Origin of the sequence: Roseateles sp. (assembly GCF_036404855.1) — a bacterium.
Classification (GTDB): domain Bacteria; phylum Pseudomonadota; class Gammaproteobacteria; order Burkholderiales; family Burkholderiaceae_C; genus Pelomonas.
Map to the genome: position 1 here is coordinate 1 of NZ_DASWYS010000113.1, position 10,954 is coordinate 10,954.

The 10,954-nt window shown below is 67.2% G+C and carries 10 protein-coding genes and 2 pseudogenes; 6 read left to right on the plus strand and 6 right to left on the minus strand.

Annotated features, from left to right (window positions below):
• A partial coding sequence (locus VGF12_RS07375) for an alpha-L-rhamnosidase C-terminal domain-containing protein (protein ID WP_331175392.1) occupies positions 1-266 on the plus strand: 266 nt, incomplete at its 5' end.
• A gap of 1,002 nt (positions 267-1,268) precedes the next feature.
• A complete protein-coding gene (locus VGF12_RS07380) occupies positions 1,269-2,309 on the plus strand; it encodes a GSU2403 family nucleotidyltransferase fold protein (RefSeq protein WP_331175393.1) in 1,041 nt (346 codons plus the stop codon).
• Positions 2,310-2,316: 7 nt separating this feature from the next.
• Here the strand turns inward: VGF12_RS07380 and VGF12_RS07385 are convergent, their stop codons facing one another.
• Positions 2,317-2,715 (minus strand): hypothetical protein, encoded by a 399-nt coding sequence (locus tag VGF12_RS07385; protein ID WP_331175394.1) that lies wholly within the window; start codon positions 2,713-2,715, stop codon positions 2,317-2,319.
• Between the two features lie 52 nt (positions 2,716-2,767).
• Positions 2,768-2,968 (minus strand): annotated as a pseudogene (locus VGF12_RS26225) (hypothetical protein); the annotation flags it as partial.
• Between VGF12_RS26225 and VGF12_RS07390 the strand changes: the two are divergent.
• From VGF12_RS07390 to VGF12_RS07400, 3 genes and pseudogenes are all read left to right on the plus strand, one after another.
• Complete coding sequence (locus VGF12_RS07390) at positions 2,924-3,094, plus strand: hypothetical protein (RefSeq protein WP_331175395.1); 171 nt, start codon at positions 2,924-2,926, stop codon at positions 3,092-3,094. The pseudogene VGF12_RS26225 and the gene VGF12_RS07390 overlap by 45 nt on opposite strands.
• 108 nt (positions 3,095-3,202) lie before the next feature.
• Positions 3,203-3,469 (plus strand): annotated as a pseudogene (locus VGF12_RS07395) (DapH/DapD/GlmU-related protein); the annotation flags it as partial.
• Positions 3,470-3,843: 374 nt separating this feature from the next.
• Positions 3,844-5,142: an SGNH/GDSL hydrolase family protein gene (locus VGF12_RS07400; protein WP_331175396.1), complete on the plus strand. Its 1,299-nt coding sequence runs from the start codon at positions 3,844-3,846 to the stop codon at positions 5,140-5,142.
• Here the strand turns inward: VGF12_RS07400 and VGF12_RS07405 are convergent.
• From VGF12_RS07405 to VGF12_RS07420, 4 genes are all read right to left on the minus strand, one after another.
• Positions 5,129-5,839, minus strand: coding sequence for a ribonuclease activity regulator RraA (locus tag VGF12_RS07405; RefSeq protein ID WP_331175397.1), 711 nt, complete (start codon positions 5,837-5,839; stop codon positions 5,129-5,131). The genes VGF12_RS07400 and VGF12_RS07405 overlap by 14 nt on opposite strands.
• Positions 5,840-5,847: 8 nt before the next feature.
• Entirely contained in the window at positions 5,848-7,581 is a 1,734-nt protein-coding gene (araD, locus tag VGF12_RS07410; RefSeq protein WP_331175398.1) for an L-arabinonate dehydratase, read from the minus strand.
• Positions 7,582-7,875: 294 nt separating this feature from the next.
• Complete coding sequence (locus VGF12_RS07415) at positions 7,876-8,886, minus strand: aldose epimerase family protein (RefSeq protein ID WP_331175399.1); 1,011 nt, start codon at positions 8,884-8,886, stop codon at positions 7,876-7,878.
• On the minus strand, positions 8,883-10,490 hold the full coding sequence (locus tag VGF12_RS07420; protein WP_331175400.1) for a glycoside hydrolase family 43 protein: 1,608 nt from the start codon (positions 10,488-10,490) through the stop codon (positions 8,883-8,885). Before VGF12_RS07420 ends, VGF12_RS07415 begins: the two co-directional genes overlap by 4 nt.
• Before the next feature lie 245 nt (positions 10,491-10,735).
• Between VGF12_RS07420 and VGF12_RS07425 the strand changes: the two genes are divergently transcribed.
• Positions 10,736-10,954, plus strand: a 219-nt coding sequence (locus VGF12_RS07425; protein ID WP_331175401.1) for a hypothetical protein, incomplete at its 3' end; no start/stop codon positions are given.

A 10,954-nucleotide genomic window follows, 5' to 3' on the forward strand; every position in this document is an offset into this window, starting at 1 on the left:
GCTGCGTGGGCGACTGGGTGGTCCGAGAGTTGGCTGGTCTGCGCCCTGGAAATGCAGGCTTCGAGCACTTCCATGTTCGGCCGCCGACCGATTCACCGTTAAGTTGGTGCAAGACCAGCCATGAATCAGCGCATGGCTTGATCACGGTTGAATGGTCTTCCGGCAGCCTCGAACTGAGCGTCCCTGTCAATGCAACAGCGACGATCTCGTGGCGGGGCGAAGTGCTTGATGTGGGTAGTGGCAGGCATTCCTTTCGGCGCTTCTGAGCCGCGAGTTGCTGCCACCTGCTTGAGATTGGCAGTAGGCTTGGCGAGCGGAACGATACATACGTTTGATTTGTTCGCATCAAGTGGGTCGAGCGAAGGGGTTCAACGCGCCTGATGATGAACAGACCTGGCAGCTCTGTTTGTCCCCCGGATGAAGCGTTCGGACAAGGTTCCTGAAAAGATACCTGCCTACCAGTCGGTCGAGCCTTGAGGCTGTGGGCACTTGGACGACCGGCACCGTCACATGAACGGTCGCCGGAAGGTCGTCGCCCAATGGCAAAGATCGCTGGCGAAGCGGTCTTTCTGGAGATCGCAGTGGTCCATGAGATGCGCCACGCGAACGGGCTAGCATGCGGCCACAGGTAGCCCGACGGACTTTATTTGCAATGGGTTGGTTGCGACCGGCCGAACGCGGACTCCCGACGGACTTTGATGCACATGGATCGTGCCGAAAAATCAACAACTTACGCATGCCAGTCCCGACGGACTTTATTTGTGGGAGTCAACTCTGTGTTCTCGACAATTAGAGTCGTAAACAGGCTAATGAAGTCGTAAACATCGACTGCAATCTGGAGCCGCATCTTCCGGTGCTGCTGTTCACGCGCAAATGTCGTAAACAAGCGGGTCCGTTTGGTGCGGGGCGCGCGTCTGTGCGGCCTTGAATTGCTAAGGTGCGGGCTGAAGGTAGCTCGCCAATCCGTGCCGGTGACTCCAACAAGTAAGGCTCGGGCTGGCTCAGCTTCGCGCCCAGATCCTTGGCTTCGTCCGACCTGGCCGCTGCGCAGCGGGTCAGTGGGGGCTTGACCAGCCGGGCGGTCGGGTCGATCCTCTTGACGCCTAGGTTCTCGACTGGATTGGGGAGGCCGGCGACCAAGAGCAGCAATGTGTCAACAACGACCTGAGTGCAGTCTTGGAGGTCGTCTGACGTGGTCCCGTCGGCTTTGACGGAATTTGTGGTCAGAATGTGATGTACTACCTCACTGGAAAAGGTAGTATAAAAATATGTTCGTTGACAACAGCCTGGCAGCTCAGGCCGCCTACTCCTCCGCGCTCTCCGCAGCCCGAATGGCGCAGCTCAATCGATCGCCCGCTGACCTTCCAGGCGGCTTCGCGTCGAAGCTGATTCACGGCAAGCGGTACCACTACTACCAGCGCAAGGGCCCGGCCGGCCTCGAGCAGATCTATGTCGGTCCGGATGACGAGGCGACCCGCGCGCTCATCGAAGCCGCTCACAACGAGACTGCGGTCGCGAACCAGGCGCACTTGCGCAAGTTGGCCAACGCGGCTGCAGCGTTGGGTTGCTACACCGTCGCGCCGAAGCACTTCCGCGTCCTGAAGCGCCTCGCTGATCACGGCGTGTTCTCGGCCGGCGCCCTCGTGGTGGGCACGCATGCCTTCTTGGCCTACCAAAACGTGCTGGGCGTACTCTGGGGCGATCCTGGCCAGACGGTCGACCTTGACTTCGCCCACGCGGGCAAAAACCTCTCGTTGGCTGTGGCGCCGGACGCCCGCGTCGATGCCCACTCGGCGATCGAGTCCCTCCAGATGGGCTTTGTGCCGGTGAACTCTGGAACACGCTACGTGAAGCCGGACGAGCCGGACTTCGATCTGGACTGGCTGACCTCCCGGACGCGCACCGGTGACGAGCCGGTCGAATGCCGGGCGCTGAACGTGACGCTGCAGCCGCTGCGCTTCATGGAGCTGGCGCTTGAAGCTCCCATCCCGGCAGCCCTGCTTGGCAGTACCTCGGCCATCGTCGTCAACCTGCCGGCCCCGGCCACCTACGCCGTGGGCAAGCTGCTCGTGGCCGCCGAACGGACCGGGGACAGCCGATCAAAGACGAAGAAGGACATCGCCCAGGCTGCGGCGCTGATCGACTACTTCGTGCAGCGAGATCCCGACACCATCGTCGATATGGTCGCCTCGACACGTGCACGCGGCCCGGCTTGGCGCAAGGCCTTGGACGTTGGCTTGGATGCCCTCAACAGGACGTGGCCTCGGGTCGGGGAGAGCCTGGCTGCAGCGACCCAACAAGGGAAGTAGGCGGGCGCTACACGGACTCTCGACGCCGGCGCTCGGCAGCCAGTCTGTCCATCTCCCGATTGGCGATCTCCCGCGTCCGATCCCGCTCTGCTTGCTCTGCCTCAGCCTTCATGCGCGCCTGGCGGTAAGCCTCAGTCGATTCCTTGGTGATTTGATCCTGCCGTTCGATCCAGGCCGAGATACGCTTGTCATAGACGGAAAAGACGAGCCCAAGCAAGGTGTAGCCAGCCAGACCAGCAACTGCATACAGCCACCAGCGCATGTGCTGACTGACGCGTGCCCGAAAGTCCCGAGGTGCCTCCACGCGATCCTGGGACCACAGGCCCTGCCGCGCCTGCTGAGCTTCGGACAGGGCTGTCTGGTACTGCTCGCGGTCGGGCTGGTTCTGTGCATCGAAAATAGTCACGCCAGGCCAGGCCGCGGCGAACCAACTCGAGGTTCATGACATGGCCATGGGGCTCGACCACCTCGACCACGGCGATGCCGTCTTGGTCCCTCCCGCGAATCTGCGCCGTCACTTGTCGGCCGAGCAACATGGCAGACAGGGCTGATTGCGCTTCATCGGCGAAGGGCTGACCCGGCACGGCCGCGTCGATGAAGGCAAGCCGTAACTGGTGTTCACGCTGCCGGGCGTCGACCAGCGTGATGACGTCGCCCACGACGCCAATGACCTGACCGTGCAGCGGTTCGTCCGCCCATGCCGGCACCGCCAAGCCGAGGCCGATCGCGCAAACCACGGCATGATGTCGGACAAGCGCAATCATCACATCTCACCTGAACGGTAAAGAGCCGAGCTCAACGCTTGAGCCCGGCGACCAAATCGCGCAGCACCTGTTTCGCGAGTTCAGGCTCCCCATTGGCGGCCAACTTGATCGCTTCATTCAGCAGCGCCTCAACAAAGCCCGGATGTGCAAATCCTCACCGCAGACCATCCGCGCGAACCGGCGCTGCGCGCCCAAGGTTTGGAGTTCGGGCGACCCATCAAGATTGGCAGGAACGTGTGGATCGGTGGCGGCGCGCTCATCATGCCCGGCGTGACGGTTGGCGATGACGCGCTGATTGGAGCTGGGGCCGTGGTCACCAGGGATGTCCCCGCTGGTGCCACGGTGGCGGGGAATCCTGCCCGCATCATGAAGCCTGGCGAAGCTCGCGTTAGTTGACGCCGGTACAACATAGGCGAACGCCTGCCTTGCAGAGGGCGCCCAGCGCCCGGAGCTTTTGGGCGGGCAGCAGGGCGACTCGACGGGCCTGCATCGCCTCTCCCGGCCAAGAAGGCCGGGCAGCCTAAGCGTCGTTGGGAAACTCGCGCCCGGGCGCCGGTGATGCCCCACGAGGTGGTGTAAGTTTTTAGGCGAGGCGGCCCGGAGAGGGTGGCCATCACGAGTCAGCGCCGCCAAGCAGATCGCGTGGTTCCAGGACCTGTGAGGTGAAGGTGATGCTGGCTATGGCGCTGACCGAACAATGATCTGCCATTATGGTTGCGCTATCATTTTCCATTTGCTGCTGACAGGACCGCAACCGGATGAGTGCACGTATGGAAAAGACCGGCCCGCGCCGCGGTGGTTGGTTGACGGCAGCGGCCCTGCTGCTGGCGGGCTGCGTTTCGACGCCGCAAGGTCCCCAGGCCGATTGGGCGGCGGCTTGGGGCAGCGCCATGCTGGCCCAGCCGGTGCCGGCGCCGGATGTCGAAGTCAAGTCGCCACCAGCGCTGTGGCGGCAGCCGATGCGGGACGTCAGCTTGCGCCAGATCGTGCGCGTCGCCGCCGCGGGCCAGGCCGTGCGCGTGCGTGTCAGCAATCTGTTCGGCGACGAGCCGTTGGTGGTCGATGCCGCCAGCATCGCGCGCGTCGCGGCCCTCGATCCGCTGCCGTCGCTGGCGGCGGACACGTTGCTGCCGCTGCGCTTTGGCGGACGGCGCGAGGTGATCGTGCCCGCCCATGCCGAGGCCTGGAGCGATCCCGTCGAGCTGGCGCTGCCGGTGCTGGCCGACGTCGCCGTGCAATGGCATGTGCAGGTTGGCCCAGCCCAGGTCAGTGTCCATCCGGGCTCACGCATCCGCAGTTGGGCCGTGGCGGGCAACCGCGCCGACGCGGCGGACTGGCCGGAGGCGGTGGGTCAAGAGGGCTGGTGGCATCTGGCGGCCGTCGACGTGCGCGTGCCCCGGCCGCTTCCCGTGCTGGTGGCGACGGGTGACTCCATCACCGACGGCTATGGCGTGCCTTCGGGCAGCTACCAGCGCTGGACCGATGCGCTGTCGCGCCGCCTGGTGGCGCGGGGGCGCGAGGCCTCGGTCGTCAACACGGGCATCGGGGGTGGTCGGCTGCTGCGTGACGGCCTCGGGCCCAACCTCGTGTCGCGCTTTGACCGCGACGTGCTGGCGCGCACGGGCGTGACCCATGCGGTCGTCCTGATCGGCGTCAACGACCTCGGCGTCAGCCATCGCGGCCGGGCGACAACGCCGGAGTCTCGCGCGGCACTGCTGGCCGAGTTGAAAGCCGGCTTTGCCGACCTGGCCCTGCGCGCCCGCGCCCGCGGCGTCTGCCTGATCGGCGCGACCGTCATGCCCTACTCGGGCAGCGGCTACTACGCCCCGCAAGCAGAGAACGAGGCCGACCGTCAGGCGCTCAACGCCTGGTTGCGCGAGCCGGGACGCTTCGATGCGCTGCTGGACTTCGACGCGCTGATGCGCGATCCGGCGCGGCCGGCGTACCTGCGCGCCGACGTCGACAACGACGGTCTGCATCCGTCGCTGGCGGGCTACCGCGTGATGGCCGAGGCCTTCCCGGTCGAAGTGCTGGAGCGTCGCTGCGCGAAGAAGCTCAGCGTTCCTTGAGCTGGCGCCAGGCCGCAAAGTCCGCGGCCACATCAACGTCGGTGGGCGGGTACAGGCCCAGCACGCTGCGGCCGCCCAGGACCTTCTCCTGCACGTAGTCCTCGAAGACGGTCATCTCGACGGCTTCGTTCGCGATCTCGTCGGCCAGGTGCGCGGGAATGACGATGACGCCTTCGGCATCGCCGACGACGATGTCGCCCGGAAAGACCGGCGCGTCGCCGCAGCCAATGGGCTCGTTGATGGCGATGGCCTGGTGCAGCGTCAGGTTGGTGGGCGCGCTGGGTCGCGAGTGGTAGGCGGGGAAGGGGTACTTCGCGATGTCGGGACTGTCGCGGAAGCCGCCATCGGTGACGACGCCGGCCACTCCCCGCACCATCAGGCGCGCGACGAGGATGCCGCCGGCCGAGGCCGCCCGCGCATCCTTGCGGCTATCGATGACGAGGACCGCGCCTTCGGGACATTCCTCCACGGCCTTGCGCTGCGGATGGGCGCGGTCCTTGAAAACGCTGATGTCGTTCAGGTCCTCGCGCGCAGGCATGTAGCGCAGCGTGTAGGCGGGGCCCACCATGTTGGGCAGGCTGGCGTTCAGCGGCAGCACCCCCTGGATGAACTGGTGGCGCAGGCCGCGCTTGAACAGGGCGGTGCAGAGCGTCGCGGTGCTGACGCCCATCAGCTTCTTGCGGGTGTCGGGATTCATGGTGTGCCTCAATAGATGACCGGCTCGGGCACGGGCGCGCCGAACTGGGTTTCGAGGAAATCGAAGTCGCAGCCCTCGTGGGCCTGCAGGATGTGGCGGCCGAACATCCAGCCGTAGCCACGCTCGTAGCGCGGTGGCGGCGGCGTCCAGGCGGCCTGGCGAGCAGCGAACTCCTCGTCGCTGATCTCGAGGTGGATGCGTCGGGCCGGCACATCGACGGTGATGCGGTCGCCCGTCTTCACCAGCGCCAGCGGGCCGCCGATGAAGGCCTCGGGGCTGCAGTGCAAGAGGCAGCCGCCGTAGCTGGTGCCGCTCATGCGGGCGTCGGACAGGCGCAGCATGTCCGTCACGCCTTGTTTGAGCAGCTTGGTCGGGATGGGCAGCATGCCCCACTCCGGCATGCCGGCGCCCTTGGGGCCGGCATTGCGCAGCACGAGGATGTCGTCGCCGGTCACGTCGAGGTCCGGGTCGTCCACTGCGGCCTTCAGGCTGGGGTAGTCGTCGAACACCAGTGCGCGGCCGGTGTGCCGCAGCAGGTGCGGGGCCACCGCGCTGGGCTTGATGACGACACCGTCCGGCGCGAGATTGCCGCGCAGCACCGCCAGCGCGCCTTCGGCGTAGATGGGGTTGTCCAGAGGCCGGATCACGTCGTCGTTGAAGACCTCGGCGCCCGCGATGTTCTCGCCGACGGTCTTGCCGTTGACGGTCAGCGCGGAGAGGTCCAGCTGGGACGCCATGGTGTTCATCATGGCCGGCAGGCCGCCGGCGTAGAAGAAGTCCTCCATCAGATACCGATCGCCGCTGGGCCGGATGTTGGCGATGACGCCGACGTTACGGCTGGCCGCATCGAAGTCGTCCAGCGTGACGGCCAGATCCGCGCGGCGGCTGATGGCCACGAGATGGATGATGGCGTTGGTGCTGCAGCCCATGGCCATCGCGACGGCGATGCCGTTGGCAAAGCTGCCCGGGCTGAGCAGGCGGGCGGGCGTCAGGTCCTCCCACACCATCTGCACGATGCGGCGACCGCACTCGGCGGACATGCGGATGTGATTGGCATCCGGCGCAGGGATGCTGCTGGCGCCGGGCAGCGTGAAGCCGATCGCTTCGGCAATGCCCATCATGGTGGCCGCCGTGCCCATGGTCATGCAGGTGCCGTGGCTGCGCGCGATGCCGGCCTCCATCTCTGCCCAGGCCTGGTCGCTCAGGCGACCGGCGCGACGCTCGTCCCAGTACTTGAAGGCGTCGCTGCCCGAGCCCAGCACCTGCCCGCGCCAGTTGCCGCGCAGCATCGGCCCCGCGGGGAGGTAGATGCAGGGCAAGCCCATGCTGATGGCGCCCATCAACAGGCCCGGCGTGGTCTTGTCGCAGCCGCCCATCAGCACGGCGCCGTCCACCGGGTGGCTGCGCAGCAGCTCCTCCGTTTCCATCGCGAGGAAGTTGCGATAGAGCATGGAGGTCGGCTTGACCATGCTCTCGCTCAGGGAGATGGCCGGCAGCTCCAGCGGCCAGCCGCCTGCCTGCAGGATGCCGCGCTTGACGTCCTCCACCCGTTGCTTGAAGTGGGTGTGGCACTGGTTGGCATCGCTCCAGGTGTTGACGATGGCGATGACGGGCTTGCCGATGAAGTCCTCGGCGCCATAGCCCATCTGCAACACACGGCTGCGATGGCCGAAGCTGCGGAAATCGTCCTTGGCGAACCAGCGCGCGCTGCGCAGGTCCTCGACGGCTTTCGAGCGGGTCACGCCTGGCCTCGCTGCCGGGTCAGCCTGTCCGGCGCATCCGTGAGCGCGCCCCTCACCGCCCCGGCTCGCGCATGCCGCACCGCGAGGCGTTGCCCCCGGGGGAAAGCGGCGTGGATCGTTGTGGCCGCGGCGGCTGCGGCGCAGGCGGCCCTGACCTGGGCGATCGTGCGGTCGGTGAGCATCATGGGTGCAAATCCGAGGGTCTATGGGAGCGCTATCATAAGGCGCGATGACCTTTCGGCGGTCAGCGTTTTCACCAAAACGCTGCGCACTGGCTTCGACCCGAACGCTGGCCTAGCGTGCGTCGAACTCCAGCCGCATCCAGCGGTTCAGGGCCCGCCCCGGCCGCAGCACGCAGCCCTGGTCGCGCCAGACAGGATGATTGGGCGCATCGGGGAAGAACTGCGGCTCCAGCGCGATGCCGGCGTGGCGCGCGAACGGCTGGCCATCTCGGCCGCGCGAGTTCTGGACGAAGTTGCCGCTGCAGACCTGCAGGCCGGGGTAGTCGGTGAAGAGGCGCATGGCCAGCCGCCGGTCCGTCGATATCAGTTCCGCCGCGGCCCGCTCGCCCCGCGCGGCCACCTCGTCGAGCACGAAGCAGTGGTCGTAGCCGCTGCCGATGCGTTGCTGTTCGCCCCGGCCCAGGCCTTCGCCGAGGCGGCGCGCCTGGCGCAGGTCGAACGGCGTGCCGTCAACGGCCGCGAGCTCGCCCGTGGGAATCATGTCGGGCCGAACCGGCAGCATGTGGTCGGCGGCCACCTGCAGGCCATGGCCCAGCACCGGCGCGGTGCGGCCATCGAGGTTGAAGTAGGGGTGGCTGGTCAGGTTGACGGGACAGGTCGCCGTCGTGCGCGCGCCGAAGCGCAGCGTGAGCGCGGCGTGGCCCGGATCGACGCGGTACTCGACCTCGGCGTCCACCGCGCCGGGATAGCCCTGGTCGCCGTCCGGCGAGTGCAGGCCCAGGCGCAGGTGCAGCGGGCCGTGATCGACGACGCTCCAGCGCCGGCGGTCAAAGCCCTCGGGGCCGCCGTGCAACTGGTTGGCGCCCTCGTTCGCCGCCAGTCGGTGCTCGTGGCCGTCGAGGGTGAAGGTCGCACCGCCGATGCGGTTGGCGTAGCGGCCCACCACGGCGCCGAAGAAGCCGGGCTCGCGCATGTGGTCGGCCAGCGTGGCATGCCCCAGGACGGCCTCGCGCACGCTGCCATCCGCCATGGGTACGAGGCAGGACAGCCAGCGCGCCCCGAAATCGCTGACCGCGATCTGCAGGCCGCCGGCCCTGCCGAGTCGGTAGACCTCCGCCTTCATCGCGGCAGGTAGTCGAAGCTCGTGAAGTCCGCCGTGCGGGCGGCGCCGCTGGTGTCGAAAGCCAGCATGCCGATGAAGGCCCCGGTGAAGGAGCCATGCTCGCCGCGACCGCCTTCGTCGGAGATGACGCTGGCGTCCAGCACCGGGCCGACGGGGTGCCAGCCCTTGCCCCAGTCAGCCTGGAACTGCAGGGCGGTGCCGTCGACGTCCGCGGCCAGGCGCACCGGACCGGAGGCCGGCAACGGCACGGGCTCGGCCAGCGGGAACTCCAGCCGGTTGTCGGGCCAGTCGCCGGGGCACGACAGGATGCTGAGCACGCGGCCGACGCCGTCCTGCCAGGTCACGACCAGGGCATGGAACTTGTGGCGGTTGTAGTAGTGCGTGAGGCCGGCTGCCTGTTGATATGTGTCTGGCGTGAAGTCGGCGAGCGTGCACTCGGCGCGGAAGGAGGCGTCCTCCTGACGGCGCGCCACGAGGCTCTGCTCGAACCAACTGCCCACCGATTCGCGGCCGGTCAGGCGCAGGGCCGACCCGGTCAGCGTGAACAGGCGCTCGGGCTCTGGCGTGCGCAGCCACTGGAACTCCGATGGCAGGACGGCGCAGTCGATGAAGCGACGGCGCACGGCCTCGCGCGGCTTGGGCTCGACGCCAGCGACCGGCGCCACCACGTCCATCGCCGGCACCATGCCGCCGTGCGCCAGATACAGCCAGTCGTCCTCGCCCCACACGCAGCGCTGGATGGCCGTCTCGCGGCCGCGCGGCGAACGCAGCGTCCCGGGCAGGGGGCGGCCGCAGAGGTGGGCGAGGTAGGTGCTGCCGTCGGCAAGCTCGACGACCTGGCCGTGACCGGCGCGCTGCAGCGGCGCCTCCGGCGCGTCCTTGCTGCTCACGACGTGTTGGCGCGGATGGGTCTCATACGGACCCCGAAGCGTGCGCGAGCGCGCCATCGTCACCGCGTGGCTGTAGCCCGTGCCGCCCTCGGCCGTGATCAGGTAGTACCAGCCCTGGCGCCTGAAAAGGTGCGGACCTTCGACCAGGCCCAGCTCGGTGCCTCGATAGATGTTGGTGACGGGGCCGACGAGCTGGCCGCGCTGGGCGTCCCACTCCTGCAGCAGGATGCCATCGAAGGCCGGTGCCTTGGGCTGGCCGCCAATGGAGCCCGTGCGGTGGTTCCAGACCATGTTGAGGAACCACTTGCGGCCGTCCTCGTCATGGAAGAGCGAGGGGTCGAAGCCGGAGGAGTTCACATAGACCGGGTCGCTCCAGGGCCCCTCGATGCTCGGCGCCGTGACGATGTAGTTGTGCGCATCCTTGAAGTTGCCCTCGAAACGCTTGACGTCGGTGTAGACCAGCCAGAACAGCCCGTCGGCCCAGGACAGACAGGGCGCCCAGACGCCGCAGGAGTCGGGGTTGCCGCGCAGGTCGAGCTGGCTCTTGCGATTCAGCGGGCGGCCGACCAGCGTCCAGTTGACGAGGTCGCGTGAATGGTGGATCTGCACGCCCGGGTACCACTCGAACGTGGAGGTCGCGATGTAGAAGTCGTCGCCGACACGGCAGAACGAGGGGTCCGGATTGAAGCCGGGCAGCACGGGGTTGCGGATCATGACTTCGGCTGGGATGTGAGCGTGGCAACGCTGGCGTCGCGAAAAAGGTTACGCTACCATAAATGTGCCGAAGCATGGATTGCAGGAACTTGTCCAGGCGATGCGGGCACGGAGAAGTCCGAAGACATACCAGGGAAAATCCCGATCGGAAGGCCAGGGGCGGAACGAGCCGGGCATCTGATTGCGTAACCATCAATGGCGAAAGAGCCCCCGGTGCAGGGGCCGATGCCTGGAGACAAGCGGTGATGCGTTTCTTGAAGTCCATGGCCGGGCTGCTGGCCGCGGTCAGCCTCGTCGGGCCGGTGCTGGCCTGTGACACGCCGGTGTCGGTCTGCGTGCGCGACCCCGGCCGGGGCCTGGCGCTGGTGAAGGCCGGCCAGCCGGCGACCGTCTTTGTGGATGCCGGCGCCGATGCGGCGCTGAAGCATGCGGGCCGCAACTTCGTGGCCGACCTGTCGCGGGTG

Coding starts and splice junctions, on each gene's coding strand:
- VGF12_RS07415 (WP_331175399.1), bottom strand. CDS start 8,886: ATGAAGGCGGAGGTCTACCGACTCGGCAGGGCCGGCGGCCTGCAGATC.
- VGF12_RS07380 (WP_331175393.1), top strand. CDS start 1,269: ATGTTCGTTGACAACAGCCTGGCAGCTCAGGCCGCCTACTCCTCCGCG.
- VGF12_RS07420 (WP_331175400.1), bottom strand. CDS start 10,490: ATGATCCGCAACCCCGTGCTGCCCGGCTTCAATCCGGACCCCTCGTTC.
- VGF12_RS07405 (WP_331175397.1), bottom strand. CDS start 5,839: ATGAATCCCGACACCCGCAAGAAGCTGATGGGCGTCAGCACCGCGACG.
- VGF12_RS07400 (WP_331175396.1), top strand. CDS start 3,844: ATGGAAAAGACCGGCCCGCGCCGCGGTGGTTGGTTGACGGCAGCGGCC.